This window comes from Bradyrhizobium centrosematis (assembly GCF_045571495.1).
GTDB lineage: Bacteria > Pseudomonadota > Alphaproteobacteria > Rhizobiales > Xanthobacteraceae > Bradyrhizobium > Bradyrhizobium centrosematis.
Window position 1 is genome coordinate 966,815 of the sequence record NZ_CP120703.1, and the last position, 24,577, is coordinate 991,391.

28 protein-coding genes and 1 tRNA gene are annotated in these 24,577 nt (G+C 64.7%); 16 read left to right on the top strand and 13 right to left on the bottom strand.

Annotation, left to right across the window (positions count from 1 at the left end):
• Positions 1 to 105: 105 nt before the first annotated feature.
• Both mddA and P6U31_RS04560 read left to right on the top strand, forming a co-directional pair.
• Positions 106 to 894 carry a methanethiol S-methyltransferase gene (gene mddA, locus P6U31_RS04555; protein ID WP_407187070.1) on the top strand — a complete coding sequence of 263 codons (789 nt, stop codon included), beginning with the start codon at positions 106 to 108 and terminating at the stop codon, positions 892 to 894.
• A gap of 214 nt (positions 895 to 1,108) precedes the next feature.
• Positions 1,109 to 1,531: a GFA family protein gene (locus tag P6U31_RS04560; protein ID WP_407187071.1), complete on the top strand. Its 423-nt coding sequence runs from the start codon at positions 1,109 to 1,111 to the stop codon at positions 1,529 to 1,531.
• A gap of 129 nt (positions 1,532 to 1,660) precedes the next feature.
• On the opposite strand, the gene P6U31_RS04565 is transcribed toward P6U31_RS04560, so the two are convergent.
• On the bottom strand, positions 1,661 to 1,885 hold the full coding sequence (locus P6U31_RS04565) for a cysteine rich repeat-containing protein (protein ID WP_407187072.1): 225 nt from the start codon (positions 1,883 to 1,885) through the stop codon (positions 1,661 to 1,663).
• A 236-nt stretch (positions 1,886 to 2,121) separates the two neighbouring features.
• Here P6U31_RS04565 and P6U31_RS04570 point away from each other — a divergent pair, with 236 nt between their 5' ends.
• Positions 2,122 to 2,409, top strand: coding sequence for a hypothetical protein (locus tag P6U31_RS04570; RefSeq protein ID WP_407187073.1), 288 nt, complete (start codon positions 2,122 to 2,124; stop codon positions 2,407 to 2,409).
• 137 nt (positions 2,410 to 2,546) lie between these two features.
• Here P6U31_RS04570 and P6U31_RS04575 read toward each other — a convergent pair whose 3' ends face one another.
• From P6U31_RS04575 to P6U31_RS04600, 6 genes are all read right to left on the bottom strand, one after another.
• Positions 2,547 to 4,496, bottom strand: a complete 1,950-nt coding sequence (locus P6U31_RS04575) for a sensor histidine kinase (protein ID WP_407187074.1) — start codon at positions 4,494 to 4,496, stop codon at positions 2,547 to 2,549.
• Positions 4,493 to 5,176, bottom strand: coding sequence for a response regulator (locus P6U31_RS04580; RefSeq protein WP_407190081.1), 684 nt, complete (start codon positions 5,174 to 5,176; stop codon positions 4,493 to 4,495). The genes P6U31_RS04575 and P6U31_RS04580 overlap by 4 nt, the downstream gene beginning before the upstream one ends.
• Positions 5,177 to 5,539: 363 nt before the next feature.
• The gene (locus P6U31_RS04585) at positions 5,540 to 5,764 is read right to left on the bottom strand and encodes a hypothetical protein (protein ID WP_407187075.1); all 225 of its coding nucleotides are present in this window, start codon (positions 5,762 to 5,764) and stop codon (positions 5,540 to 5,542) included.
• Between the two features lie 338 nt (positions 5,765 to 6,102).
• Positions 6,103 to 6,672: a hypothetical protein gene (locus P6U31_RS04590; protein WP_407187076.1), complete on the bottom strand. Its 570-nt coding sequence runs from the start codon at positions 6,670 to 6,672 to the stop codon at positions 6,103 to 6,105.
• Between the two features lie 425 nt (positions 6,673 to 7,097).
• Complete coding sequence (locus tag P6U31_RS04595; RefSeq protein WP_407187077.1) at positions 7,098 to 7,817, bottom strand: hypothetical protein; 720 nt, start codon at positions 7,815 to 7,817, stop codon at positions 7,098 to 7,100.
• 315 nt (positions 7,818 to 8,132) lie between these two features.
• A tRNA-Leu gene (locus tag P6U31_RS04600) sits at positions 8,133 to 8,217 on the bottom strand.
• Between the two features lie 156 nt (positions 8,218 to 8,373).
• On the opposite strand from P6U31_RS04600, the gene P6U31_RS04605 reads away from it, so the two are divergent.
• On the top strand, positions 8,374 to 8,913 hold the full coding sequence (locus P6U31_RS04605) for a disulfide bond formation protein B (protein WP_407187078.1): 540 nt from the start codon (positions 8,374 to 8,376) through the stop codon (positions 8,911 to 8,913).
• Positions 8,914 to 8,916: 3 nt separating this feature from the next.
• On the opposite strand, the gene P6U31_RS04610 is transcribed toward P6U31_RS04605, so the two are convergent.
• Together P6U31_RS04610 and P6U31_RS04615 are read right to left on the bottom strand one after the other, a co-directional pair.
• Positions 8,917 to 10,002 (bottom strand): AbrB family transcriptional regulator, encoded by a 1,086-nt coding sequence (locus P6U31_RS04610; protein WP_407187079.1) that lies wholly within the window; start codon positions 10,000 to 10,002, stop codon positions 8,917 to 8,919.
• 98 nt (positions 10,003 to 10,100) lie between these two features.
• The gene (locus tag P6U31_RS04615) at positions 10,101 to 10,373 is read right to left on the bottom strand and encodes a PsiF family protein (RefSeq protein WP_407187080.1); all 273 of its coding nucleotides are present in this window, start codon (positions 10,371 to 10,373) and stop codon (positions 10,101 to 10,103) included.
• A gap of 204 nt (positions 10,374 to 10,577) precedes the next feature.
• Between P6U31_RS04615 and P6U31_RS04620 the strand changes: the two genes are divergently transcribed.
• Positions 10,578 to 11,057, top strand: a complete 480-nt coding sequence (locus tag P6U31_RS04620) for a hypothetical protein (protein ID WP_407187081.1) — start codon at positions 10,578 to 10,580, stop codon at positions 11,055 to 11,057.
• A 46-nt stretch (positions 11,058 to 11,103) separates the two neighbouring features.
• Here P6U31_RS04620 and P6U31_RS04625 read toward each other — a convergent pair whose 3' ends face one another.
• Entirely contained in the window at positions 11,104 to 11,652 is a 549-nt protein-coding gene (locus P6U31_RS04625) for a TetR/AcrR family transcriptional regulator (RefSeq protein ID WP_407187082.1), read from the bottom strand.
• A gap of 93 nt (positions 11,653 to 11,745) precedes the next feature.
• On the opposite strand from P6U31_RS04625, the gene P6U31_RS04630 reads away from it, so the two are divergent.
• The 5 genes from P6U31_RS04630 (at position 11,746) to P6U31_RS04650 (ending at position 14,545) form a co-directional block, all read left to right on the top strand.
• A complete protein-coding gene (locus tag P6U31_RS04630) occupies positions 11,746 to 12,174 on the top strand; it encodes an acyl-CoA thioesterase (RefSeq protein WP_407187083.1) in 429 nt (142 codons plus the stop codon).
• Between the two features lie 3 nt (positions 12,175 to 12,177).
• Positions 12,178 to 12,654 (top strand): PaaI family thioesterase, encoded by a 477-nt coding sequence (locus P6U31_RS04635; protein ID WP_407187084.1) that lies wholly within the window; start codon positions 12,178 to 12,180, stop codon positions 12,652 to 12,654.
• Between the two features lie 44 nt (positions 12,655 to 12,698).
• On the top strand, positions 12,699 to 13,082 hold the full coding sequence (locus P6U31_RS04640) for a CidA/LrgA family protein (RefSeq protein WP_407187085.1): 384 nt from the start codon (positions 12,699 to 12,701) through the stop codon (positions 13,080 to 13,082).
• Positions 13,079 to 13,801 carry an LrgB family protein gene (locus P6U31_RS04645; protein ID WP_407187086.1) on the top strand — a complete coding sequence of 241 codons (723 nt, stop codon included), beginning with the start codon at positions 13,079 to 13,081 and terminating at the stop codon, positions 13,799 to 13,801. Before P6U31_RS04640 ends, P6U31_RS04645 begins: the two co-directional genes overlap by 4 nt.
• 87 nt (positions 13,802 to 13,888) lie before the next feature.
• Positions 13,889 to 14,545, top strand: coding sequence for a DsbA family protein (locus P6U31_RS04650; protein WP_407187087.1), 657 nt, complete (start codon positions 13,889 to 13,891; stop codon positions 14,543 to 14,545).
• Between the two features lie 79 nt (positions 14,546 to 14,624).
• Here P6U31_RS04650 and P6U31_RS04655 read toward each other — a convergent pair whose 3' ends face one another.
• The 3 genes from P6U31_RS04655 to P6U31_RS04665 all read right to left on the bottom strand — a co-directional run bounded on the left by P6U31_RS04655 (position 14,625) and on the right by P6U31_RS04665 (position 16,975).
• Positions 14,625 to 14,831, bottom strand: a complete 207-nt coding sequence (locus P6U31_RS04655) for a hypothetical protein (protein ID WP_407187088.1) — start codon at positions 14,829 to 14,831, stop codon at positions 14,625 to 14,627.
• An 82-nt stretch (positions 14,832 to 14,913) separates the two neighbouring features.
• Complete coding sequence (locus tag P6U31_RS04660; RefSeq protein WP_407187089.1) at positions 14,914 to 15,984, bottom strand: phospholipase; 1,071 nt, start codon at positions 15,982 to 15,984, stop codon at positions 14,914 to 14,916.
• Positions 15,985 to 16,003: 19 nt separating this feature from the next.
• Positions 16,004 to 16,975 (bottom strand): S1C family serine protease, encoded by a 972-nt coding sequence (locus tag P6U31_RS04665; RefSeq protein WP_407187090.1) that lies wholly within the window; start codon positions 16,973 to 16,975, stop codon positions 16,004 to 16,006.
• A 285-nt stretch (positions 16,976 to 17,260) separates the two neighbouring features.
• Between P6U31_RS04665 and P6U31_RS04670 the strand changes: the two genes are divergently transcribed.
• The 6 genes from P6U31_RS04670 (at position 17,261) to P6U31_RS04695 (ending at position 24,566) form a co-directional block, all read left to right on the top strand.
• Positions 17,261 to 18,679 (top strand): M20 family metallopeptidase, encoded by a 1,419-nt coding sequence (locus P6U31_RS04670; RefSeq protein WP_407187091.1) that lies wholly within the window; start codon positions 17,261 to 17,263, stop codon positions 18,677 to 18,679.
• 260 nt (positions 18,680 to 18,939) lie between these two features.
• A complete protein-coding gene (locus tag P6U31_RS04675; RefSeq protein ID WP_407187092.1) occupies positions 18,940 to 20,733 on the top strand; it encodes a peptide ABC transporter substrate-binding protein in 1,794 nt (597 codons plus the stop codon).
• Positions 20,734 to 20,763: 30 nt separating this feature from the next.
• Positions 20,764 to 21,723, top strand: a complete 960-nt coding sequence (locus P6U31_RS04680; protein ID WP_407187093.1) for an ABC transporter permease — start codon at positions 20,764 to 20,766, stop codon at positions 21,721 to 21,723.
• Positions 21,689 to 22,606, top strand: coding sequence for an ABC transporter permease (locus P6U31_RS04685; protein ID WP_407187094.1), 918 nt, complete (start codon positions 21,689 to 21,691; stop codon positions 22,604 to 22,606). Before P6U31_RS04680 ends, P6U31_RS04685 begins: the two co-directional genes overlap by 35 nt.
• Positions 22,606 to 23,601 (top strand): ABC transporter ATP-binding protein, encoded by a 996-nt coding sequence (locus P6U31_RS04690; RefSeq protein ID WP_407187095.1) that lies wholly within the window; start codon positions 22,606 to 22,608, stop codon positions 23,599 to 23,601. Before P6U31_RS04685 ends, P6U31_RS04690 begins: the two co-directional genes overlap by 1 nt.
• Positions 23,598 to 24,566 carry an ABC transporter ATP-binding protein gene (locus P6U31_RS04695; RefSeq protein WP_407187096.1) on the top strand — a complete coding sequence of 323 codons (969 nt, stop codon included), beginning with the start codon at positions 23,598 to 23,600 and terminating at the stop codon, positions 24,564 to 24,566. The genes P6U31_RS04690 and P6U31_RS04695 overlap by 4 nt, the downstream gene beginning before the upstream one ends.
• Positions 24,567 to 24,577: the final 11 nt, after the last annotated feature.

Sequence of the window (24,577 nt, forward strand, 5' to 3'; positions counted from 1 at the left end):
GTCGTCTCAGGCGAAAATCAACCGTCCGCGAAAGTCTGGGGACGTCCATTCCGGCATGGTGCGGAGACCAAACAGTGTCGATGTCTCGGCACAACGGAGCGTTTCATGACCCAACTTGATCACCAGGTTCATTCTATCGGCCCGGACGTTGCGGGCTCACGCATTTTCAAGCTCATCGCCTTTCTGTACGGAATTACGGCCTATCTCGTGTTTTTCGTCACCGTTCTCTACGCCATCGGCTTCGTCATGGGGGTGATGGTGCCGAAGACCATCGACACCGGAACCGACACGCCGACCGTCGAGGCGGTCATCATCAATCTACTCCTGATGACGCTGTTCGCGGTTCAGCACAGCGTGATGGCGCGCAAGCAGTTCAAGGCATGGTGGACGCAGTTCGTCCCCAAGCCGGTCGAGCGCTCGACCTATGTGCTGTTCGCGAGTCTGTCACTGCTCCTCCTGTTCTGGCAGTGGCGTCCGTTGCCTGCCGTCATATGGAACGTCGAGAACCCGGATCTCGCCGTGACTCTGGTTACGCTGTCCTTTGCGGGCTGGGTCCTGGTGTTCGCCAGCACCTACCTGATCAACCATTTCGAATTGTTCGGTTTGCATCAGGTGACCAACCATCTGATCGGGAAGGAGTCGCCGCCGCCGCGCTTCAAGACGCCGCTGCTCTATAATTTCGTCCGCCATCCAATCTATCTCGGCTTCATCATTGCGTTCTGGGCGACGCCGACCATGACCGCGGGCCATCTGCTGTTTGCAGCCGTGACCACGCTCTACATCTTCGTCGGCATCGCATTGGAGGAGCACGACCTCATCGAGCTCTTCGGTGACGAATACCGGCAGTACAAACAACGGGTGTCGATGCTTATTCCCTGGCGCCGGTCATCCTAGCCTCGATCCGGCACCGCGCGCGTCCGCCGAACGGAGGACGCGTGGCCGCACCGGGTGAGGTACGCGAGCATCTCACGCGTCCGTCCCCTCAACGTCCCCCGGGGGCGATCTTCTCTTCTCACCCCAATATCTCTCGCCCACCCCGCCTTTCTCGACTTGTCGTCGGGCGGGAGCGGGCAGAGAATCCCCCTGTTCATCCAACGGAGTCGATCAAATGAAACATGTCGGAAACTGCTTCTGTGGCGCGGTGACGATCGAGGTCACGGGTGCACCCGAGGCGATGGGCTATTGTCATTGCCGGTCATGCCGGTCGTGGTCGGGCGGTCCGGTCAACGCCTTCAGCTTGTGGAAGCCCGAAGCCGTGCGTGTCACCGAAGGCGCCGACAATGTCGAGACGTTTGCCAAGACGCCGCTCAGCCAGCGCAAATATTGCAAGAAGTGCGGCGGTCATCTCATGACCAACCACCCGCCACTCGGCCTGGTCGACGTCTTCTCCGCCACCATCCCGACGCTTGCCTTCGCACCCGGGGTTCACGTCAACTATGCCGAAACGGTGCTGCCGATGCGCGACGGCCTGCCCAAGCTGAAGGACTTTCCGGCCGAGTTCGGCGGCAGCGGCGAGATGATGCAGGAGTAGCGGCGAGGCTGTTGCCTGCGGCCATCCTTCGAGCGCCCGCCGGTGGCGGGCCCTCATGATCACGATCGCGCTCAAATCTCTCGAGAGGGCGGCTCGGAGCCGCCCTCTCTGTCTTGTTCCGAGGGTCGACTAGCCGCCGCGCGATTCGACGACCTTGCGGCAGGAGTCGGAGAGCTTCGACTTGTTCTCGCGCAGGCACGCGTTCATCTGCGGCGGCTTGCCGATATGCTCGGCGCAGAATTTGCTGGCGTCGCCGCGGCAAGCCATTTGCTCCTGGGGCGACGGACCGGATTGCGCGGCGACGGGCAGGGCGGTGGCGGCGAGCAGCAGCGCGGCCAGAACCGAAATCTTCATGAAGCACCTCTTTGGAATCCTCGTTGATCCCGACCGGGACCAATCGGGCCGGACCATCCCGCAAAGGCCGGGCGCGGGTCCATGCCATGTTCATGGCACCGGTGCGCTCTGCCGGCCGCGGGACCCCCATCTTCATGGCATGTATTCGCGCGCCGTCTTTTGTCATTCAGGCTGCACCTCGGCTGCGAGACCCGGTGATTGCGTCGGGACGCCGAACGGGAAGCAGGAGAGCAAGGATGTCGAAGAGAGCTGGAGCGCTGGGCGCAGGGCTGACGGTCATGGCGCTGGCGAGCGCGGCGATGGTGTCGCTGGGCACGAGCCCGGCGCAGGCGGTGGTCTACTGCAAGACCGTCGGCGTGCCCAAGGGCTGCGTGGTGCGGCCGACGGCGGCGGTGGTGGCGCCGCGGGCGCCGGTCGCGAGGGCAGCGGTCGCAACGCCCGGCGTCGGCGCGCCCGGTGTCGGCGTGCGCGCGGGAACGCCGATGAATCGCGGCGGCCCGGTCAATCGCGTCGGCGTGCGCTGATATTTCCATTGCATTGAATTGATTGCATCGCTTCGGGCCGAGGGCCGGCGGACGAACACCCCCCCCGTCCTCCGCAGGCCAATTTCCCGGCCCGTTCCCTCTCTCCGTGCGCCCCACACGTTCGGGGAGGGGGTCTTTCAGCCTACGGCCATGTCGCTGTCGGGAAAACGCTGCGGCAATTGCAGCCGCACGCACGTGCCGCCTGCATCGGAACTGAGATCGAGCACCGCACCGCAGCGTGCCGCGCGGCTTCTCATGTTGCGCAGGCCGCGCGCGGTCTGACCGTTGCGTCCGGCCTCGCCGAGGCCGTCCAGCGCAAAGCCGTTCCCGTCGTCGGTGACGCTGATCACGCCGTACGGCCCCTGGCCTGTGTCGAATGTGTCGATGGTGACGGCGATGCGGCGAGCCTGCGCATGCTTCACGGCATTGGTCACGGCCTCGTCGAGAATGCGCACGATCTGGATGACGTGCCATGGCCTGAGCTCGGGATGGAGCGGCAGGCCTTGCGGTGTCGCCACGCGCCAGTCGAGCGTGATGTCGTGCGGCCGCAATTGCGCCGTCGCGCGCTCGCGCCAGGAGCCGAGGGCGAGCATCAGGTCGCCGCCGATGTCGTCCATGGAATCGATGACGAGACGCAGATCCTTCAGCGCGGCACGGGCGGCGTCGGTGATGGTCGCGCCCTCATGGCCACGCTCGGAGAGCGCGACGATGCTGACGAGCTGGCCGCCGAGGCCGTCATGCAGGTCACGCATCAGGCGCGTGCGCTCATTGGCAAGCGCGGCGGCGCGCGCGCGCTCCTCCTCGCGGGCAAAGCTCGCTTTCAGCCGCTCCTCGGCCTCCCGCACCCGCGTCACCAGCTGGCCGGCGAAACTGTCGACCTGGTTCAGCGCGCGGGCGAAGCGCCAGGTCAGCCCGGCACCGATCGCGACCAGCATGGCCGAATAGGACAGGCGCGAGACGAAGATGCGATCATTGGTCGTGATCTCGAGCACGGTGAGCATGTCCTGGACCCAGCAGGTCAGCACGATGGTTACCGCGCAGCCGATCGTGAAGCTCGCCGCGTCCTGGCGCCGCACAACGGCGGTCGCGGTGACGCAGGCCATCAGGAACAGGCAGAGCCCGACCGTGGGAATGCCGAGCACCAGGAAGAGGATGCGCGGGAGCGGCGGACCGCCGATCAGCCCGACCACGAACACCACGACACCCGGCACGAACAGCAGCGTGCCGTAGCGCGGCCAACGCCAGCCGAAGAACAGCACGCCGAACACCACGATCAACGCACTCTCGATCGGCGCGGAGGCCAGCAGCACCGCGGCGAGCCGCGATACCGTGGCCGGCGGCACCGGTGGCGGGGCGAAGGCCTGCACCACGCCGAGCACCATCGCCGCGGCCAGCACGCCATAGACCGGTTCGTGACGCCGCATCAGCCACATGATCGCGAGAATGACGGCCAGCATCGATTGCCAGGCGGAGAACACCACCGGCAGGGTGACGAACAGCAGCGTGCGCGTCTCATAAGCTGGACGCAACGCGACGTCCGGTCCGACATAAACGGTGTCGAGAAAGCCCTTGAGCGGTCCCCACACGAACAGCCGCACCGCGATCTCGTTGGCGCCCTCGCGCAGGAGCGAAGCGGGGATGGCGGCGATCTCGGGCGTGTTGCGGTCGGGCCGGTTGGCGTTGGCGTCGCGCCGGGAGTCGAGCACGACGACGCCATTGATGGCGACCTCCACAGCGTTGCTGAAGCGTGGCAGGTACACCGACCAGCCCGAGGCCGCATCGGCGCTCCGGAAGGTGAAGGCACCGGCGTAGAACGGCGGGTCGGCGAGGGAGTAGCGCGATGACGTGAAATGCGGCAGCGTCACCGGGCGGGTCAGGCCGTCTTCCCGCTCCGAAAAATCGCTCAACGCGAAATCTTCGGGATCGCTCGGCTGCAGCAGCCGAAGCCCAAGAATGGTGAGGATCACGATCAGGGCCTGGAGCAGGAGATAGGGCACCAGGCGCGAGGCCAGCAGCCGTCGACGCGCGGGTTTGGCAGAGGCCTTCGCAGGTGCCTTCGTGGGTGCTTTGGCCGCGATCTCGCTCACAGCTTGATCAGGCCCTGCTGCACCGCCTCGAACACCGCTTCGCTGCGCGTGTGCACCTCGAGCTTGCGATAGATGTTCTTGATATGGCCGGGCACGGTCTGCCTGGACAGGCCGAGATGGCTGGCGATCTCAGCATAGCTGAAGCCTTTTGCGATGCCCCAGAGGATGTCGATCTCGCGCGGCGTCAAGCGGGCCGTGTTGAGCGCGGGGCCAGGGGGCGGCTCCGCCGAATTCTGCGCGGCACCTTGCGTTCTGCGCACGATGAAGCGCGCGATCGAGGCCGAGATCGGCGAATGACCGGCGACCAGATCGCGCACGGTGGTGGCAATGTCGGTGGGGAAGGCGTCCTTGAGCAGATAACCGGTGGCGCCGACCGTGATCGCGGAGATCACGCTTTCCTCGTCCCCGAGGGCCGAGATCACCATGATCTCGGTGTCGGGGAAGCGCTGCCTCATCTCCCGGATCAGCTCGACGCCGTGGCCATCGGGCAGCCGCAGATCGGTCAGCAGCACACGGGGCGCGCCGCCTTCAAGGCTGGAACGGGCCTCGCCGAGCGTGCCGGCGCTGCGCACCTCGTAGCCGGCCTTGACCAGCGCATCCTGCAGCCGCCAGCAGGTCGGCGCGTCGTCCTCGACGAGGAGGATGCTGATCGTTTCACCCGTCTCGCCCTGTTCGGTCATCATCATGGTCCCGCAGCCGCGTGTCCCCCGCGGCGCGAGGGCAAGCTTAGCCGCAGTGCGGATGCCGCGACACCCATAATCATGGGGCGGCAAGTCTTTCGAAACGCGGCGGATCACGCGGCCATGCTACTTGCTCGCAGGCGAGGATGACGGCTTGTCGGGGGCCGGTATGTGCTCATGCCGGCCACGTCGCTCCTAAGCTTCTTCAGCTTCTCCGTGTCGGCGGGATTCGGCAGATTCGTCGCGTCTTCGAGATGCACGGGATATCTGTTCTTCGATTTGTCGTTGTCCTTTTTCGCCGGAAGGGTTGGATTCATCCGGCGGGATGCGCCCGGCATCGGCTGAACTGTGTGCTGAGGCGGCTTAAGGATCGACCCGCGGTGCCGGATAGCGCCGGGCCAGCGCCGACAACGTCAGGCGACGTTCGTCCGGCGGCAGCTCCAGATAGGCCAGCACGAGCGGTCGCTTCCAGTCGCCGATGCCGAAATCCATCGCCATCCATTTCTGCGGCTCGGGTCCTTCGAGGCCCCGGACCCAGACGAAATAGCGGGGAAGGTCGTCGGCGTCCGTCGTGCGTATCCTGGCCATCAAGCTGTCCGCTGCATCGGATCGGTTGCCACAGGATATAGGGATTGGCACAGCGAAGTCGAATGAGGGCATCGGCGCGCCAGCCATCGTAGAGCGAGTTTGGCCCGTGAGCGGTTGACTGCCGCGCACACGACCGGTGCGTTCCGCGTACGGCAAAAGCGTGTCGTCCTGAGGCCCGGGGTCAGTGCGTTGAGGCTTGCGGTGGTGAAGCGGCCGATGGGGCGCGAGCACCAGCTATCTGCAGGGAGCGGCACAGGCCTCCAAAGGATGCAATCTCTGCAAGGCAAAATGAAAAGGCCGCCCGTAGGCGGCCTTATCGATCGGCTTGAGCGCCTAAATCAAGCAGCTACCCGTCGGCGGCGCCAGGCGAGCAGGCCGCCAATAGCCATGATCAGGCCGGGCAATCCTGCCCCAACGACCGGCCCGGGGACCGCCTGGATTGTCACGTCGGCAACCTCGATCTGGCCCGCGCTATTGCCGGTGCGACCGCCGCCTGTGGTGCCGTTGACGATCTGAAAATAATCAGTCGATCCGAGGTCAACGTAGGACGGCAGAATGAACGTGGAAAATCCGCTGCCGAAATTATGATCACCACCCAGCTGGACGAAGCCAGTACCAGCTCCAGGGCCGTCGGCATCAATGAAGAACTGGAAGAACGACGCGGAATTGTCGCTATGGCCGGTCACGGAGATGACGTACGTCTGTCCCGGGATGGATGCAAAAGTCCAGGTCGCGGTCTCACCTGCCGTGTTGGCATCGAACTGGATCTTCGATCCGCCGCCGATGAGACTGGCGCCGCCGCTAAGAACCGCAGTGGCCGGAGTCAATGTGATGGCACCAGCGGGCACCGCCGAGACGAGGCAAAGTCCAAATGCGAAAGCAGCCACCGAAAACATTTTGGATTTCATGGACTGTACTCCTGTCCGGAATCAATTCAATCGAATTAAAATCAGGTTGAATTATTTATTTAAATCGAATTGCTTGTCAAGCGATTGTTCTAGACGATGAAAATATTAAAATAATAATTGAAACTCAATGAGATGGACGCAAAGCTAAACTGGTAGATGGCAGGGCGTAATGCATACAACCGAACCTTTCGCTGCTTGTGGTTGCGTGCGGGCAGTTATTCAACAACCCGCAAGCTGCGGTTGTACTCGCCGCCTCACCTGCCGAGCTGCTCGATTGTGACGAGACCAAAGCATCTGCAACTGATGGGCACCCGGCCTTTCCGGCCTGGGTGCCCAGTCTCGAGGCATCCCGGTCACGACATTCATGCCAGCAATTTCGGCACGATGGAGAGACGACATTTGGGATCGTGGATAGTTCAAAGTCCTTACGCGTTTCCAGCCAAGCGGCGTCGCCGCAAGGCGAGCAATCCGGCGCACGCGGCGATCAGGCCAGGAAGGCCCGCGCCGACGACGGGGCCCGGCACCGGGCTGACATCCAGGCTTGCATCGCCGCCCGAGGATTGAAACAGCAGCTGCGAGCCGGTCAGCGTATTCGAAAAGCCGCCGATGGCGAACAGATGGTTCGCAGAGTGGAGCGCGCTGTTGATCGCGGCAACTGCATCATCGTTCAGCATGATCGTTAGGATCGAAAGAGCGCCGACGGGCTTGGCAATGACCGTGCTTCCATAGCTGATCCCGCTACGCAGGTCGTCTCGGATCGATGCTGCGTCCGCCGCCGAAGGCGGGTTGGCAAAGCTGTAATTCTTCAACGCATTCACATTCCCGGTGAAATCCCACAGCGTGAAAGTCTCGGTCGGATCAGCGCTGCCGTAAAAGCCAGGCTGGTTGAGCGTCAACGTGACGGATCTCGCATCTTTGCCGCCGAGCAGGGCAGCGAGAGGGCCGACGTCGAAAACGAGATAATTCGAACGATTGTTCGCGGCATCGAGAATGATGTTGGGAAACACCTGGCCTGTGCTGCAGCAGGCAGCTCCTACGACAGCCACGCTCCCGCTGGCAACGCTATTAATGGTTGCAGCCTGGGCACCATTGATGCCGGCAGCCGCGAACGCAATGGCCGCTAGGCCGATCCTGTATTTCTTCACGGTACTTGATCCTTACTGGATGCTGATTGCCAAGGACAACGTTCGTTGCCCCGTATCGAGCACACCATCCAGCAACCTTGCAGCCCAACGACTGAAGGTGGGACCGTTCGATCGCGAGCTGGCATCCCCGATGCGGCGGACGCTAGCGGTCCCATATGTAGCTTCGATGACACGGCAGCGCCACTCTTGACCCGGAGCTCCGAAGCCGGCTCGGAAAACAAGACTGGCGTGACGACGGCGGTCTGGCACATCGCGCCGTGCATCGAATTCGGACCGTAGGCGCGACGAAGCCGCACGTTGCTTCACTTTTCCGAATGGTGCCCCTGGCCGGAATCGAACCAGCACTCCTTGCGGAACTCGATTTTGAGTCGAGCGCGTCTACCAGTTCCGCCACAGGGGCCCTCGGTCGGCCCTTGAGGGGAGCGTCGCGAAGCCGGCGGACTATAGCCATCGACAAAGCCGGGTCAACCCGCGCCAAAGTGATGTCGGCCGTTCTCGACAGCTGCCTGGGCCGGGGCTAGAGGCTAGGGCCACGACCCATCCGAACGAGGCCGCCGTGACCACCCAGAGTGCCGCAATACCTGCATTCAGGCCGGGGGCCGCAAGCCCAGCGCTGACGGCCTCGTTGCTCGTCACGCTGATCGCGGCCGCGACCATCGCGGGCGCCTGGTTCTTCCAGCTCGTGCTGGAGATCCCGCCCTGCCCGCTCTGCCTGGAGCAGCGCTACGCTTATTACCTCGCGATTCCGCTCGGTCTGCTCACCGCCATTGCGGCGCGCAGCGGCGCGCCGCGGCCGTTGCTGCTGGCGGGGCTTGCGATCTTGGCGCTGGCGACGCTCGCCAATGCCGGTCTCGGCACCTACCATTCCGGAGTCGAATGGGGATTCTGGAAAGGGCCGACCGATTGCAGCGGTCCCGTCGTCAATCTCGGCAATGCCGGCGACCTGTTTTCAAGGCTCGACACCGTGAAGGTGGTGCGTTGCGACGAGGTGCAGTGGCGCTTCCTCGGCCTGTCGCTCGCCGGCTACAACGTGCTGATCTCGCTGCTGATGGCCGCCATCGCCGCATGGGGCTTTGCGGCGACGGCGAAGCGCTGAAGTTCAATCGTCCACATCGTCCTGCGTGCGTCCGAACAGATGCACGATGCCCGGGGTTGCGATCGTCACGAACACGAAACGCGACAAATGATGGGCCCCGACGAAGATCGGGTCGATGTGCAAGGTCAGCGCCAGCGCCAGCATGGCGTCCATCGCACCCGGCGCAAAGGCGACGACGACATCGGAGAACTTGACCTGCGTGGTGAGCGCCACGATGCCGACGAAAATGGCTGAGACCGCGATGGCCACGGTGAACGAGCCCAGTGCCGCGTTGATGTGGCCGGCGAGCGTCTTGATCCGCATCCGCGCGAAACGGCTGCCGATCAGCGCGCCGATCCCGACCAGCGCCACGCCGCGCCCCCAGTTCGGCAGGCCGCCCTCGACCCAGCCGGCGCCGTGCAGCACGCTGGAAGCGATCATGGCGCCAAACATCCAGCTCGCCGGAAACTTGATCAGCCGCAGGACCAGCGCCGCGGCGAGCGAGGCCGCGACCAACTTCACGAGGTCGAGCGGCGAGGCGATCGTCGTCGTCAGCGAGGGCGCGGCAGAGGGGGCCACGCCTGCGACCGCCAGCACCATCGGCAGGGCTGCGGTGAGGATGATGACGCGCATGGTCTGGACCACCGCAATGCCCGGCAGGTCGGCGCCGCGCTCCACCGCCAGTATCGTGATCTGCGACAGCGCGCCGGGACTGCCGGCGAGGAAGGCCGAGGTGCGGTCCCAACCATGGACGCGTTGGAGGTAATAGCTGGAGCCGAAGGTCGAGCAGAAGGTCGCGAGCGCAAGCAGCCCGATGGTGAGGGGATAGGCGCTGACCTGCTGAAGCAGATGGCGCGAGACCACCGAGCCCAGCGAAATACCGAGCAGCACCAGCACGGTCTGGGTCAGGAGCGGCGGCAACGACAATTTGCGGCCGGCGATTGCGGCGATCCCGACCGCGATCATCGAGCCCGAGATCAGTCCGCCGGGAAGCCCGGCGAGGAGAAACACCAAGCCACCTGCGGTGCCGATGACGAGCGTCTCCGCCGTGCTCAAGAGCTTGGCGCGGCTCGGCCATTCGAACGGCAGGGAGGCGGTAATCTGCTTCACGCCACCTTATCGCAAATCGGCGGCGGGCGCACAATTGCAGGCTCGTCATGCCGCAATGCGTGCGCCCCGTCACTGGCGCGCAGGGGATCGCGAGGGGATTACTTCTTGTCGGCGGCGGGGGCGGCGGTGCCGGCCTTCGCTTCCTTCTTGCACTCGCGACGGAATTTCTTGCGCTCCTTGCCCTTCAGCCCCTTGGCATCCGCCTGCTTGGAGCACTCGATCGACTCGGCCGTGCGCTCCTTCGTTGCCTTCTTGTCGGCGGTGGCAGCCGTATCGGTCTTGGCAGCCGGCGCGGCGGTCTGCGCGAAGGCGGCGCCGGTGGCGAGCAGGGAGGCGAGGGCGACGGCGGCGAGGCGAGAGGCGAGGGTCATGGTGGTGCACTCATCTTGCAAGAATTACGAGGAGTGAGGAACGTCGGCTCGCGTTGCTGAACGCGACATGAATAATCTGAACAAGACGGTCACTATATTTTGGCGGCAGCAGCCATCGCTTTCTTGTCGCAAAGGACCGGCACGCTAAGATAGCAACTCTTGTTTCACTTTCCCTCGGGGGAAGACCAAGGAGGAGACCTAGGAATGACCATCCAATCGAAATTGCTGTGCGCGGCCGCATTGTCGGGATTTGCTGCGCTCGCGGTGTCGGCGCCGGCGCAGGCGCTGACGACGCAGGAGTGCAGCGCGAAATACCAGGCGGCCAAGAAAGACGGCTCGCTCGGCACCATGAAGTGGAACGACTTCCGCAAGGCCCAGTGCGGCGCGGATGCGGCGCCCGCCGCTGCGCCGACGGCAGCTGCGCCGGCGGCTCCCGCCGAGCCGAAGCAGGCGAAGACGGAAGCCCCCGCTGCCGCGCCGGCCCTGCCCGCCGGACCTGCGATCTATCCGAACGCGGTCGATCCGAAATACGCCAAGGAGACTCCCGGCAAGGCGCGCCTGCATACTTGCGTCGACCAGTACAATGCCAACAAGACCACCAACGGCAATGGCGGGTTGAAGTGGATCCAGAAGGGCGGCGGCTATTACAGCGAATGCACCAAGAAGCTGAAGGGCGCCGCCTGAGCTTCGAACTGGCACGATGGCCGGAGCAACGCTCCGGCCGTTTCGCCTAGTCCAGCAGCTTCTCGGCCGACTTCGCCACCAATTGCGACCGCTTGCGCGGGCCGCGCTCGACGAACAACAGGCTCTGGCCGAAGATGAAGCAGTAGAACAGGAAGGCCTGCGCCTCGGCTTCCTCGGCCTCGAGCCCGGTTGCGCGATAGAGTTCGGCCACGTGTTTGAGCCGAACGGCGTCCACGGCCGCCGCTGCCGCCGCGGCGTTCTCGTCCGAGCGGGCCCATTGCCGGATCGCGAGCTCGATCGCCATGGCTTCCGGATTGAGCCGCTCCGAATAAAGCTGGATCACCGCCTTCAGCCGTTCGCGGGGCTTTTGGCCGTTTAGGCGGGTTTGCTGCGCGATGGACGCAGCGCGCCCCTCGCGCCAGCGTTGCAGCATGGCATCGAGCAGCGCGGCGCGGTCGGCGAAGCGGCGGTAGAAGCCGCCCTTGGTGACGCCGAGATTCTTGGCGAGCACCTCGACCCTGACGCCCTCGACCCCCGAGCGGGCGAGCTCGGCAAACCCCGCCTCGACCCAGACATCGCCCTTGCCGTCGCTCATGAAGCGAGCTCTCCGATTCTTGATACGGTACCGTATTGCTAACCCGTCCCGCGCCTGATACGCTACCGTATCAAGATCAAAGGGGTGGAGGCGATGGCGCAGGAGGCAACCTATCGCGGCACGGTCTATCCGTGGCAGTGCGACCACGTCGGCCACATGAACATCATGTGGTATGTCGGCAAGTTCGACGAGGCCAACTGGAATCTGTTCGCCCGCCTCGGGCTGACGCCGAGCTATCTGCGCGCATCCGGCCGCGGCATGGCCGCCGTGCAGCAGAACATCACCTACAGGCGCGAGCTGCTCGCCGGCGATATCGTCGAGATCCGCAGCCATCTGCTCGAGGTCCGCGACAAATCGATCCGCTTCCGACACGACATGACGAATGCCGAGACCGGGGAGATTGCCGCAATGTGCGAGATCACCGGCGTGCACATGGACCGCAGCGAGCGAAAGTCGGCGCCGTTCACGGATGCCATCCGCGAGATCGCCGTAAGGCATCTCGCCGAGCCGGCCGAGGTCTGAGCCATGGCTGCGTTCGAGCCGAAGAATCCGGGTTATCGTGCGGCGGCCATCGCCATGTTCGATGGCCAGCCGGCGATGCGCACGCTCGGCATCGTGATCGTCCGCCTCGGACCGGGCGAGGTTGAGCTCGCGATGCTGCATTCGGCGGAATTCACCCAGCAGAACGGCTTCATTCACGCCGGCATCATCACGGCCGGGCTCGACAACGCCTGCGGCGTTGCCGCCATCACGCTGATGCCGTGCGAAGCCGACATCCTCACCGTCGAGTTCAAGACCACGCTGCTTGCACCTGCCCGGGGCGAGCGCTTCGTCTTCAAGGCCGAGGTCGTCAAGCCCGGCCGTACGCTGACCTTCTGCGAGGCAAAGGCGTTTGCCGAGCATGCGGGCAAGTCCAATTTGATTGCGACCATGACCGGAACGTTGATGGCGATGCTGCCGCGCAACGCAGCCTCGCCGGCATCGGGTACGTCCGGCGCATAGCGGCGATTGACAAGCTTGCCGACGCATCCCTTGATGCGACGGTCATGCTTGCGAGTCTCGGTCTCATCCTGCTGTGCCAATTGATCGGCGAAGTCGTCGTGCGCGGCCTCGGCCTGCCGCTGCCGGGACCTGTGCTCGGCCTGCTGCTGCTCCTGATGCTCCTCCTCGCTCGCGATCGCTTCGCGTTGCTCATGCGCGGACCGCTGCGCGACGACGGCGTCGAGACGGCCAGCAAGGGTCTATTGGCGCATCTGTCGCTGTTGTTCGTTCCGGCCGGCGTCGGCGTGGTGCAGAAGCTCGACCTGCTTGCGTCCCACGGCATCGCGATCATGCTGGTGCTCGCGCTGTCGGTGGTCGTCACGCTGCTCGCGACGGTGCTAACCTTTCGTCTCGTCAGCCGCCTGCTGAAGCAACGGCATGCGCGATGAGGGACAATCCGTTCTCGCTATGGGTCTACCTCTCGCAGTCGCCGCTGCTGTGGCTGACCGTGACGTTGCTGGTCTATGCGGCGACCGATGCGGTGTCGCTGGCGACGCGGCGCCACCCGTTGGCCAATCCCGTGCTGCATGCGATGTGGATCATCGGTGCGTTCCTGCTCCTGACCGGCACCTCCTACACCAGCTATTTCGCCGGCGCGCAATTCGTGCATTTCCTGCTCGGGCCCGCCACTGTCGCGCTCGCCGTGCCGCTCTACGAGAATCGCAAGCGCGTGGTCACCTCGATCGTGCCGATGCTGGTGGCGCTGCTCGCGGGATCGATCACGGCCGTGGTGTCGGTGGTGTTGCTGGCCGAGCTGGCCGGCCTTCCCCGCGACGTGGTGCTGTCGCTGGCGCCGAAATCGGTCACCGCCGGCGTTGCCATGGGCATCGCCGAATCCCTGCATGCCGATCCTTCGCTGGCGGCCGTTGCGGTGATCCTTACCGGAATCATGGGCGCCATCATCGTGACGCCGCTGATGAACCGCACCGGCGTCACCGATTACCGCGCTCGCGGATTCGCCGCCGGCCTTGCCGCGCATGGCATCGGCACCGCGCGCGCGTTCCAGGTCGACGAGATCGCCGGCGTCTTCTCCGGCATCGCCATGAGCCTGAATGCCTTGGTGACCTCGTTCCTGGTCCCCTTGGCGGTCACGCTGCTGGTGCGATGACATCGCCGCCGCGACACTTTATATGATCTGTAACAATTCCCGGTCCCGAACCGTATTCGGGAAGATGGGACCGAAACGGGACGAGATATGGCTGGATCTGGGAATAGGGGCCTTGTGCCCACGCGGCGCGCGGCGTTGACGCTGATCGGGGCGGGCGTCCTCGCGGCAGGCCGTATCACCTCGGCACTGGCGGCTGCCGACGACGAGGTGCTGACCGAAGCCAAGGTGCTGCGCGATCCCGACACGCCCGTCGCCGGCAATCCCAATGGCAACATCACGATCGTCGAATGGTCCGATTACAATTGCCCATATTGCCGCAAGCTCGAACCCGAGCTGCGCCAGGTGGTCCAGGACGACGGCAAGGTGCGGCTGGTGATGAAGGATTGGCCGATTCTGGGGCCCGTCTCGGTCACCGCGGCGCGGTCGGCGCTCGCAGCGAAATACCAGGACAAGTACCACCAGGCCCATGACGCCATGATGGGCGTCAGTTCGCGCCTGACCGAGCCGCGCATCAACGAATTGCTGGCGGCGGCCGGCGTCGACATGGACCGACTGAAACGCGATCTTGCCGGCCGTGGCAGCGACATCGATGCGCTCCTCAAGCGCAACAATGAGCAGGCCGAAGCCTTCGGCTTCCGCGGCACGCCGTCCTTCATCGTCGGCAAGTACCGCGTGCCCGGCGTGCTCAGCATGACCGAGTTCGAGCAGGTCATCGCCGATGCCCGCAAGGCCAAGATGAACTGACGCGCGCGGCGTCGATCGCAGCCAACGCAAAGGCGCCGCCGCGGATTCGCGACGGCGCCTCGTTCCTATTCGGCCTGCGTCACTTCTGGGAGATTCGGACCCAGTCCTTGTGCGCGCGATCGCGCAGCGCATCCCAGTCGGCCTTCGCGACATCCCAGTTCACGATGGTGCGGTTGGTGGTCGCGACCTCGCCTTTGGCGACCGACGACGTCTGCATGGAATCATAGACGTAGACGCCGCCCGCAAGCAGCAGCGCGCCCAGGATCATTCCGAAAAAAGTTTGCATGGCGAACCTCCGGTGACGGCCGATAACGTCGGCCTGGAGAGAAAGGTTCCGCGGCCATGCGGCGCATGTAAGGAGAGGTCGTTCATCCCGCATTCAGCCACTGCAGCAGCTCCGCGTTGATCTCGCGTGGATAGGTGTGGCTGAGGTCGTCGATCTCGCGATAGGTGACGTTCGCGCCGGCGGCTGCGAGCGCCGCCTGCGTCTGGCGCGCGGTCTGCACGGGAAACATCCAGTCGAGCTTGCCGTGGGTGATGAAGATCGGCAGCTGCCGCAGGCGCGTGGCGTCGGCCATCTCCGCCATCAGCGGATGAAAGGTTGCGGACACCGGCGCGAGATGGGTGAAGGGCGAGGCGCCGTCGAGCCCGCTCACATAGCAGAAGGTGCCGCCGTCGCTCATGCCGGTCAGCAGCATGCGGGAATCATCGACGGTCCAGCGGCTGCGTACGGTTTCGAGGATACGCATGAGGTTGGGCGTATCGGCATCATCGCCCATCAGCGCCCAGGTCGGACCGGTCGCAGTCGGCGCCACCAGGATCGCGCCGAGGCTGCGGGCATCGCGCAGCCAGCTCCACAAAAAGCCGCGTCCGTTGCCGCTACCGCCATGCAGCGCCATCACGAGCGGCATGGTGCGATCGGGCGAGTAATATTCGGGCACATAGACCGAGAAGCCGCCGCGGCTGCCGGGGTCGTTGTGATCGTGGAAGATGCCGGTATCGTCGTTCGCGCCAGCTTCGAGCCGCGACAACAGGTTCGCATTGTCGCGATTGGCGGCGTTGAGGAAGAAGCTGCTCACCGGCGGAAACTGCGCCGCGAGGGGATAGAGTGCCTCTTGTGCGCGCGGCAGATGGCGCAGTGCGCGGAACACCGCGACCAGATCGCCATTGCCGCGCTCGACCTCGCGGATGCCGGCAAAGGCGGCGAGCGCCTCGTCGCAGGCGCGATCGAGCCGCTCGCGCAGTCCGGCGAATTGCTCCGGCCAATCCCCGATCATCGCGCGTGCCGTTTGCAGCGCCTGGTCCGGTTTGCCAATCGCGTTCATCACCGAGGCAAAGGCCGGCGGGTGCAGATTCCGCTGGAAGTATCCAAGCGCTTCCAGCGCATTGAGCAGCGGCGGGAGCACGGCCACGATGTCGTCGATCACGGCCTCGCTCATCGCCAATCCCTTCGTGGATTCAATGCAGCTTCGGCGCCTTCAACAGCTTGAAGCGGTCGGTCGAGGTCACCGTGACGTCGAAGGTGACGCCTTCATGGTGCACGGTGAGCGGCACGTCGACGCCGGCCGCGCCGAGCGCCCACATCTTCTTGTAGAAGGCGGTTTGACTGGTGACCTTGTCGCCGTTGACGGCGAGAATGACGTCGCCGGTCTTGAGCTCGGCGCGGGCCGCCGGACCGTTGGTCGAGATCCCGATCACCACCACGCGGTTGTCGATCTCGGTCGAGAAGAGCCCGAGCCAGGGCCGGGCCGGCTTGTTGACGCGGCCGAACTTGCGCAGATCTTCCAGGATCGGCTTCAAAAGGTCGATCGGCACGATCATGTTGACGTGCTCGGCCTTGTCATCGCGCTCGCGTTCGAGCTGGAGGGAGCCGATGCCGATCAACTCGCCGCGCTCGTTGAGCATCGCGGTGCCACCCCAGTTCGGATGCGCGGGATAGGTGAAGATGGCCTCGTCCAGCAGATATTCCCAATAACCGGCGAATTCCTGCTTGGCGACGATCTGGCTCGCGACCGAACGCGTGCGACCGCCGGCTCCGCCGACCACGACGCGATCGCCGATCCGGGTATCTGCCGAGCTGCCGAGCGGCAAGGGCTCGACATCGAGATGGCCGAGCGCCTGCACCAGGCCGAAGCCGGTGACGGAATCGAAGCCGAGCGCGTGCCCTTCGACCACCCGCCCGTCGGCGAGGTGCAACCACACCGATTCCGCCTCGGTGATGAGATAGCCGATGGTGAGCACCAGCCCGTCGTCGATCACGACGCCGTTGCCGGCGCGCTCGGTGCCCAGCGTCTCGGCGGTGAAGGCGTCCGGTGGGATGATGGCGTGCAGGCCGACGATCGATGCGAGCGCGCGGTCGAGATCGAAACCGTAATCGCTCGCACGCGGCTGATTGGCCGGCGGCACTCTCCATTCAGTCAGGGTGGACATGGAGTTCTCCTTGCTGAGTGCATCGCTCCGAGATTGCTTCCGAGCGACGCGCGAAGCACGCATAATTTAGGCCGGAGGAGCCCGTCTTGAAAGGCTCGTTCCCAACTATTCGTGAGAACGCCGCGTGAAATCTTCGAAAGGCACCGGAACGCCCAGCACACGGGCAGCAGGCGCCCCTCAATCCGGCATGCGCCGCATGGCTGGTGTCCGGCGAGGTGCTAGGCGCCGCGCAACGAAGCTGCTAACCATTGCCGCTTCGTTTCACTAGGGATCACGGACCGAAGCATGGATAACCGCAGCGACATCTGGCGTGGCGTCGACACGATCAAGGCGCGTTTCATCGACCTCAGCGACAGGGTCTGGGGCATGCCCGAAGTGTGCTACACCGAGGCGCGGTCCGCTGCCGAGCATCTCGCGGAGTTGCGTCACCAGGGTTTCGGCATCACGGAGAAGGTCGCGGGCATTCCGACCGCGGTGATGGGGGAATGGGGCGAGGGCGGTCCTGTCATCGCGTTCATGGGGGAATATGACGCGCTGCCCGGCCTCAGCCAGGAAGCGGGTGTGGCCGAGCATCGTCCGATCGAAGTCGGCGGACACGGCCATGGCTGCGGTCACAATCTGCTCGGTTCCGCCGCGCTGCTCGCCGCGACCGCAGTGAAGGATTGGCTCGCCGAGAACAAGGTGCCCGGCCGGGTGCGCTATTATGGCTGCCCGGCGGAAGAAGGCGGCTCGGCAAAAGCGTTCATGGTGCGCTCCGGCGCGTTCGAGGACGCCGACATCGCCATCACCTGGCATCCGCACAGCTTCTGGGAGGTCGCGGTGACGCCCTCGCTCGCCAACACGCGCGCGGACTTCATCTTCACCGGCCGCACCTCGCACGCCGCGGCTTCGCCGCATCTCGGCCGTTCCGCGCTCGATGCGGTGGAATTGATGAATGTCGGCGTGAACTACATGCGCGAGCACATGCCGAGCGATGCGCGTGTGCATTACGCGCTGCTCGATACCGGCGGCATCGCCCCGAACGTGGTCCAGGCCCATGCGCGGGTGCGCTATTCGATCCGAGCGCGTGACCTGCCCGGCATGAACGAGCTGGTCGGGCGCGTGAGCAAGATCGCGGAGGGCGCGGCGCTGATGACCGAGACCAAGGTCGAGATGAAGATCATCTCCGCGGTCTCCAACATCCTGCCGAACGCGCCGCTGGAGCAGGCGCTGCACCGGGTCATGGAAGAGCTCGGACCGCCGCACTTCGACGATGCGGACAAGAGCTTTGCCGGCCAGATCCGTGCGACGCTGAGCGACAAGGACATCGCATCCGTCTACTACGCGATCGGCATGGAGCCGACCGATCGGCCGCTGGCCGACTTCCTGGTGCCGCTCGATGCCAAGCGTAATCCGCTGGTCGGCTCGACCGATGTCGGCGACGTCAGCTGGGTGGTGCCGACCGTGCAGGTTCACGCCCCGACGGTTGCAATCGGCACGCCCTTCCACACCTGGCAGGTGGTCGCGCAAGGCAAGAGCCCGCATGCTCACAAAGCCATGGTGCAGGCGGCCAAGGCAATGGCCGGTCTTGGGATCAAGGCGCTGACGGAACCGGAGCTGATCAAGGCGGCCAAGGCCGACCTCAAGAAGCGGACGGCCAAAACGCCCTATGTCTGTCCGCTGCCGGATCACGTCGAGCCGCCGCTCACCATGTCCGTGGCGTAGAATTTCGCCTCGATACTTCGTCTGATCCGGCGAACAAATTTTCCGCAGTGCAGCGAGCAATCCAGCATGTTTTGATGCTGGATTGCCGAACGGATGGGCTGCGGAACGCGATTTTGCCCAACAGAAAGCCAGAAGACCGTTTGCATACATACGGTCCCAGTTGACGCGCCCCCCATTCGGTGTGCCATCTACTGCCAGCCAAATGGCGGCCGTCGTTCGCGGCCGTCTTCATCACGATGGGAAACCAGACGGGGACAACCATGCTGGATAAAGAACTGCGTTCGATGATCGGCCAGGTGAAGGACGGGCGAATGGATCGCCGCACCTTCATCAAGCACATGGCTGCCGTCGGTCTCACCGCACCCCTGGCCAACCAGATCCTCGCGCTCGGCGGCGTCGCCATGGCCGAGGGCGCCTCGACCTACAAGCCGACCAAGCGTGGCGGCGGCGGTGCGCTGAAGCTGTTGTGGTGGCAGGGCCCGACCCTGCTCAATCCGCATTTCGCCACCGGCACCAAGGACCAGGACGGCTCGCGCCTGTTCTACGAACCGCTCGGCTGTTGGGATCCGGACGGCAACATGAAGCTGGTTCTGGCCAGCGAAATTCCCTCGATCGAGAACGGCCTGCTTGCCGCCGACGGCAAGTCGGCGACGTGGAAGCTCAAGCCCGGCGTGAAATGGCACGACGGCAAGCCGTTCTCCGCCGACGACGTCGTGTTTACCTGGCAGTATGCCAAGGACCCCGCGACCGCGGCGATCACCGTTGGTGTCTATCGCGACATCGTCGTCGAGAAAATCGACGATCTCACGGTCAAGATCACCTTCCCGAAGCCGACCCCGTTCTGGGCCGACGCTTTCGTCGGTGCCGGCGCGGGCCAGATCCTGCCGAAACATCTGTTCGCCGATTTCATCGGCTCCAAATCGCGCGAGGCTCCGACCAATCTCGCACCCGTGGGCACCGGTCCTTACAAGTTCGTCGAGTTCAAGCCGGGCGATCTCATCCGCGGCGTGATCAATCCCGACTATCACATGCCCAACCGCCCCTATTTCGATACGCTCGAGATGAAGGGCGGCGGTGACGCCGTCTCGGCCGCGCGTGCGGTGATCCAGACGGGCGAGTATGATTTCGGCTGGAACATCCAGGTCGAGGATGACGTGCTGCTGCGCCTGGAGAAGGGCGGCAAGGGCAAGACCGTCTATGCCGTGGGCGGCGACACCGAGTTCATCGCGCTCAACTTCACCGACCCGAACGTCGAGGTCGACGGCGAGCGCTCGTCGATGAAGACCAAGCATCCGCTGTTCTCGGATCCCGTGGTCCGCAAGGCGCTGTCCCTGCTGGTTGATCGCGAGTCCGTCAAGAAGGCGATCTACGGCCGCGCCGGCCGCACCACCGCCAACTTCCTCAACGGCCCCGAGAAGTTCGTGTCCAAGAACACGAGCTGGGAATTCAGCATCGAGAAAGCCGCCAAGATGCTCGACGATGCCGGCTGGAAGCCCGGCGCCGACGGCATTCGCGAGAAGGACGGCAAGAAGCTCAAGCTTGTCTATCAGACCTCGATCAACGGTCCGCGCCAGAAAACCCAGGCCATCGTCAAGCAGGCCTGTCAGAAGGCCGGCATCGACGTCGAGCTGAAGTCGATTGTGGCCTCGGTGTTCTTCTCATCGGACGTCGCCAATCCCGACACCTATCCGAAATTCTACGCCGACCTCGAGATGTTCCAGATCCCGCTCAGCCAGCCGGACCCGTCGCAGCACATGCGCCGCTATGTCTCGACGGCGGTCGCGACCAAGGAGAACAAGTGGCAAGGCACGAACTTCCCGCGCTGGGTCAACAAGGACTATGACGCCGCGATCAACGCGGCCGACATGGAAATGGACCCGGTGAAGCGCGCCGCGCTCTACATCAAGGCCAACGACCTGATGTGGGAAGACACCGTGTTCATCCCCGTGATGCATCGTCTCAAGGTCGAGGCGGCCGCCAACAATCTGCGTCCGGTGATCTCGGGCTGGGCCAACGAAACCGACAATCTGTTCGACTGGTACCGCGAGGAATGATCCCCCAGCGCTAGACGGGGCCCTTCCCTCATGAGTCAGTACATCCTGCGTCGTCTCCTGATCGCGATTCCGAGCCTGCTCGGAATCTCGGTCGTGCTGTTCGTCGTGCTCGCGCTCGCCCCCGGCGATCCGTTCTCGGAACTGGCGACGAACCCGAACGTGCCGCCGGAAGTGCAAGCCGCGCTTCGGGCCAAGTTCGGCCTCGACGATCCGATTCATCTCCGCTACCTGCACTGGCTCAATGCCATGCTGCATGGCGACTGGGGCTTCTCCTTCGTCAGCCGGATGGACGTCGACAAGCTGATTCTGCAGCGCCTGCCGGCCACCCTCTATGTAATCGGCTCGGCGCAGATCCTGGCGTTGCTGATCGCGATTCCCGTCGGCGTCTATGCCGCGACCCGGCCTTATTCGCTGTTCGACCAGATCGCCAACACGCTCGCCTTCGTCGGCTTCTCGCTGCCGACCTTCTTCACCGGCATCCTGTTCATCCTGATCTTCTCGGTCACGCTGGACTGGCTGCCGTTCGTCTACACCACCGACATCAAGGCGACCGGCATCCACTGGGTGCTGGAGATGATCCGTCAGGCGATCATGCCGGTGGCGGTGCTCGGCCTGTTTCAGGCGGCGTCGATGACGCGTTTCGTGCGCTCGGCAATGCTGGACGTGATCCGGCTCGACTACGTCACGACGGCGCGCGCCAAGGGGCTCGGGCAGGCCAAGGTAATCATCAAGCACGTGATGCGCAACGCCATGATCCCGGTGGTGACGCTGATCGCGTTGCAGATGCCCGCGGTGTTCGGCGGCGCCATCGTCACCGAGCAGATCTTCCGCATTCCCGGCATCGGCTCGCTGCTGATCTCCTCGATCCTGTCCAACGACACGCCGGTTGTGATGGCCGTGACCTTCGTCTTCGCGTGCCTCGTCGTGCTGTTCAATCTCATCGCGGACGTTCTTTATGGCTGGCTTGACCCTCGCATCTCCTTCCGCTGAGCGGCGCGTCTATTCGCCCTGGCGCGAGACGTGGCGGCGCTACAGCCGCCACAGGCTCGCAGTCGTCAGCGCCTTCCTGCTGCTCATTCTGGTGCTCGCCGTCTTGGTCGGGCCCTTCGTATGGCGCATCAAGATCAACGAGATCGACATCGTCGCAGGGTTACAGGGACCCTCGCTGGCCCATCCTTTCGGGACCGACGATCTCGGCCAGGACATCCTGGCGCGCATGATCTATGGCGGCCGCATCTCGCTCGCGGTCGGCCTCGCCGCGATGCTGGTCTCGGTCTTCATCGGCACGCTGATCGGCGCGCTCGCCGGCATGTCGCGCGGCGCGCTCGGGCACGCACTGATGTGGCTCACCGACCTGTTCCTGTCGTTGCCGCAGCTGCCGCTGCTGCTGCTCCTGATCTATCTCTTCCGCGACGGGCTGAAGCAGGTGTTCGGCCCCGAAGGCGGCATCTTCATCCTGATCGTGCTCGTGATCGGTGGCCTGCGCTGGATGCCGGTGGCGCGGCTCGTGCGCGCGCAGTTCCTGTCGATCCGCGAGAAGGAGTTCGTCGAGGCTGCCCGCGCGCTCGGCGCCGGTCCGGTGCGGCAGGTGCTGCGCCATATCCTGCCGAATGCGGTCGGTCCGGTGATCATTGCGGGCACCATCGACGTCGCCGCTGCCATCATCGCGGAATCGACGCTGTCCTTCCTCGGCCTCGGCTTCCCGCCGGATACCCCGACCTGGGGCCGGCTGCTGTACGACGCCAAGGATTTTCTCGACATTGGTCCGCACTGGGCGCTGTTCCCGGGCGGCGCGATCTTCATCGCGGTGGTGGCCATCAACTTCATCGGCGACGGTCTGCGTGACGCGCTGGATGCGCGACGGGTGATCTGATGGCACCGCTGCTCGAGATCAAGGGACTGAAGACCCATTTCTCCACCGACGACGGCATCCTCCAGGCCGTCGACGGTGTCGACATCTCGATCAACAAGGGCGAGACGCTCTGCGTCGTCGGCGAATCCGGCTGCGGCAAGACCGTGACCGCGATGTCGATCCTGAAGCTGATTGCGATGCCGCCGGGGCGCATCGCGGCTGGCCAGATCATCTTCGAGGGCCGCGATCTGGTGCCGCTGACCAGCAACCAGCTCGACGAGATCCGCGCCAAGGAGATCGGCTTCATCTTCCAGGAGCCGATGACCTCGCTCAACCCGGTGCTCACCATCGGCGAGCAGATCGCCGAGAGCCTGCGCCGGCACGAAGCCGTGACGAAGAAGCAAGCGCTCGAGCGCACCATCGAGATGCTGAAGCTGGTGCAGATCCCGAACGCCGAAGGCCGCGTGCACAACTACCCGCACCAGTTCTCCGGGGGCATGCGCCAGCGCGTGATGATCGCCATGGCGCTCGCCTGCAAGCCGAAGCTGATCATCGCCGACGAGCCCACCACCGCGCTCGACGTCACCATCCAGGCCCAGATCCTCGACCTGCTCCAGGACATGAAGGATCGCTTCGGCATGGCGGTGATGCTGATCACCCATGCCATGGGCGTGGTCGCCGAAACCGCGCAGCGCGTGGTCGTGATGTACGCCGGCAAGGTGGTCGAGGAGGCGCTCGTCGACGACCTGTTCGGCGATCCGCGCCATCCCTACACGCAAGGCCTGATCCGCTCGATCCCGCGCATCGACCTCGACAGCGAGCACAAGACGCGGCTGGAGGCGATCGGCGGCTCGGTGCCGATCCTGATCAATCCGCCGGTCGGCTGCCGCTTCGCGCCGCGCTGCAAGTTCGCCATGAATGTCTGCACCGAGAAGGAGCCGCTGCTGCGCGAGATCGCGCCCGGTCACCGCATGGCCTGTCATCTCGGCGATCCGAACCTGGGAGCCGCGTCATGAGCGAGCCCTTGCTCCGCGTCAGCGGCCTGAAGAAACATTTCCCCGTGCTCGGCGGCCTGCTGTCGCGCCAGGTCGGCACCGTTTACGCGGTCGACGGCGTGTCGTTCTCGGTCAATCGCGGCGAGACGCTCGGTCTCGTCGGCGAATCCGGTTGCGGCAAGTCCACTACGGGCCGCTGCGTGCTGCGCCTGATCGAGCCGACCGACGGCGAGGTCACCTTCGACGGCCAGGACGTGCGCAAGCTCGGCGGCAACGAACTGCGCGCGATGCGGCGGAACATGCAGCTGGTGTTCCAGGACCCGTTCGCCTCGCTCAATCCGCGCATGACGGTCGGTGCGATCCTCGGTGAGGCCTTCACCATCCACAATCTCGCGAGCTCCGCCAAGGAGCGCGAGGAGCGCGTCGCGGGCCTGCTGGTCAAGGTCGGACTCAAGGCCGAGCACATGCGGCGCTATCCGCATGAATTCTCCGGCGGCCAGCGCCAGCGCATCGTGATCGCGCGGGCGCTGGCGGTCGAGCCGAAGCTGATCGTCTGCGACGAACCGGTCTCCGCGCTCGACGTGTCGATCCAGGCCCAGGTCATCAATTTGCTGGAGGATCTCCAGGCCGAGCTGAACCTGACCTATCTCTTCGTCGCGCACGACCTCTCGGTGGTCGAGCACATCTCCGACCGCGTCGCTGTAATGTATCTCGGCCGCATCGTCGAGCTTGCCAAGGCCAGCGACCTCTACCGCAATCCGCAGCATCCCTACACCAGGGCGCTGCTCTCGGCGGTGCCGGTGCCTGATCCCAAGCTGAAGCGCGAGCGCATCCGCCTCAAGGGCGACGTGCCGAGCCCGATGAAGCCGCCATCGGGCTGTCACTTCCACACCCGCTGCCCAATCGCCCAGCCGCGCTGCGCAGAGAGCGCGCCCGTGCTGAAGGAGGGAGCGGGCGGTCACTTCGTGGCCTGCCACCTGGCCTGACGAGACGCGAA

Bases quoted from the DNA above. Each gene is read 5' to 3' on its own strand.
- P6U31_RS04645 (WP_407187086.1), top strand. From the start codon at position 13,079: ATGAGGGACAATCCGTTCTCGCTATGGGTCTACCTCTCGCAGTCGCCG.
- P6U31_RS04615 (WP_407187080.1), bottom strand. From the start codon at position 10,373: ATGACCCTCGCCTCTCGCCTCGCCGCCGTCGCCCTCGCCTCCCTGCTC.
- P6U31_RS04590 (WP_407187076.1), bottom strand. From the start codon at position 6,672: ATGAAATCCAAAATGTTTTCGGTGGCTGCTTTCGCATTTGGACTTTGC.
- mddA (WP_407187070.1), top strand. From the start codon at position 106: ATGACCCAACTTGATCACCAGGTTCATTCTATCGGCCCGGACGTTGCG.
- P6U31_RS04565 (WP_407187072.1), bottom strand. From the start codon at position 1,885: ATGAAGATTTCGGTTCTGGCCGCGCTGCTGCTCGCCGCCACCGCCCTG.
- P6U31_RS04680 (WP_407187093.1), top strand. From the start codon at position 20,764: ATGAGTCAGTACATCCTGCGTCGTCTCCTGATCGCGATTCCGAGCCTG.
- P6U31_RS04655 (WP_407187088.1), bottom strand. From the start codon at position 14,831: ATGCAAACTTTTTTCGGAATGATCCTGGGCGCGCTGCTGCTTGCGGGC.
- P6U31_RS04560 (WP_407187071.1), top strand. From the start codon at position 1,109: ATGAAACATGTCGGAAACTGCTTCTGTGGCGCGGTGACGATCGAGGTC.
- P6U31_RS04630 (WP_407187083.1), top strand. From the start codon at position 11,746: ATGGCGCAGGAGGCAACCTATCGCGGCACGGTCTATCCGTGGCAGTGC.
- P6U31_RS04635 (WP_407187084.1), top strand. From the start codon at position 12,178: ATGGCTGCGTTCGAGCCGAAGAATCCGGGTTATCGTGCGGCGGCCATC.
- P6U31_RS04665 (WP_407187090.1), bottom strand. From the start codon at position 16,975: ATGTCCACCCTGACTGAATGGAGAGTGCCGCCGGCCAATCAGCCGCGT.
- P6U31_RS04620 (WP_407187081.1), top strand. From the start codon at position 10,578: ATGACCATCCAATCGAAATTGCTGTGCGCGGCCGCATTGTCGGGATTT.
- P6U31_RS04690 (WP_407187095.1), top strand. From the start codon at position 22,606: ATGGCACCGCTGCTCGAGATCAAGGGACTGAAGACCCATTTCTCCACC.
- P6U31_RS04585 (WP_407187075.1), bottom strand. From the start codon at position 5,764: ATGGCCAGGATACGCACGACGGACGCCGACGACCTTCCCCGCTATTTC.
- P6U31_RS04670 (WP_407187091.1), top strand. From the start codon at position 17,261: ATGGATAACCGCAGCGACATCTGGCGTGGCGTCGACACGATCAAGGCG.
- P6U31_RS04695 (WP_407187096.1), top strand. From the start codon at position 23,598: ATGAGCGAGCCCTTGCTCCGCGTCAGCGGCCTGAAGAAACATTTCCCC.
- P6U31_RS04640 (WP_407187085.1), top strand. From the start codon at position 12,699: ATGCTTGCGAGTCTCGGTCTCATCCTGCTGTGCCAATTGATCGGCGAA.
- P6U31_RS04625 (WP_407187082.1), bottom strand. From the start codon at position 11,652: ATGAGCGACGGCAAGGGCGATGTCTGGGTCGAGGCGGGGTTTGCCGAG.
- P6U31_RS04580 (WP_407190081.1), bottom strand. From the start codon at position 5,176: ATGACCGAACAGGGCGAGACGGGTGAAACGATCAGCATCCTCCTCGTC.
- P6U31_RS04685 (WP_407187094.1), top strand. From the start codon at position 21,689: ATGGCTGGCTTGACCCTCGCATCTCCTTCCGCTGAGCGGCGCGTCTAT.
- P6U31_RS04675 (WP_407187092.1), top strand. From the start codon at position 18,940: ATGCTGGATAAAGAACTGCGTTCGATGATCGGCCAGGTGAAGGACGGG.
- P6U31_RS04650 (WP_407187087.1), top strand. From the start codon at position 13,889: ATGGCTGGATCTGGGAATAGGGGCCTTGTGCCCACGCGGCGCGCGGCG.
- P6U31_RS04570 (WP_407187073.1), top strand. From the start codon at position 2,122: ATGTCGAAGAGAGCTGGAGCGCTGGGCGCAGGGCTGACGGTCATGGCG.
- P6U31_RS04660 (WP_407187089.1), bottom strand. From the start codon at position 15,984: ATGAGCGAGGCCGTGATCGACGACATCGTGGCCGTGCTCCCGCCGCTG.